The sequence below is a fragment of the Vibrio sp. S457-15 genome (assembly GCF_000960545.1).
GTDB lineage: Bacteria > Pseudomonadota > Gammaproteobacteria > Enterobacterales > Vibrionaceae > Vibrio > Vibrio parahaemolyticus.
Genome location: NZ_JYOQ01000019.1, coordinates 1 through 638 on the forward strand (window position 1 = coordinate 1; position 638 = coordinate 638).

At 47.3% G+C, this 638-nt stretch carries 1 protein-coding gene; it reads left to right on the forward strand.

The annotated features are described in order from the left end of the window. Positions 1–638, forward strand: a 638-nt coding sequence (locus UF05_RS02645; RefSeq protein WP_048852131.1) for a GTP-binding protein, incomplete at both ends; no start/stop codon positions are given.

Genomic DNA, 638 nt, shown 5'->3' on the forward strand with positions numbered 1-638 from the left:
GTTAAAAACATGATCACTGGTGCTGCACAGATGGACGGTGGTATCCTAGTTGTTGCTGCGACAGATGGCCCAATGCCACAAACTCGTGAGCACATCCTACTAGGCCGTCAGGTTGGTATCCCATACATCATCGTATTCATGAACAAATGTGACATGGTTGACGATGAAGAGCTACTAGAACTAGTAGAAATGGAAGTTCGTGAACTTCTATCTGAGTACGATTTCCCAGGTGATGACCTACCAGTTATCCAAGGTTCTGCACTAGGCGCACTAAACGGCGAAGAGCAGTGGGAAGCGAAAATCGTTGAACTAGCTGAAGCTCTAGATACTTACATCCCTGAGCCAGAGCGTGCGGTAGATCAGCCATTCCTAATGCCTATCGAAGACGTATTCTCAATCCAAGGTCGTGGTACAGTAGTAACTGGCCGTATCGAGCGTGGTATCCTAACAGTTGGTGACGAAGTTGCTATCGTAGGTATCAAGGATACAACTACTACAACATGTACTGGTGTAGAGATGTTCCGTAAGCTTCTAGACGAAGGCCGTGCAGGTGAGAACGTTGGTGCACTTCTACGTGGTACTAAGCGTGACGAAGTTGAACGTGGTCAAGTACTAGCTAAGCCTGGTTCAATCACTCC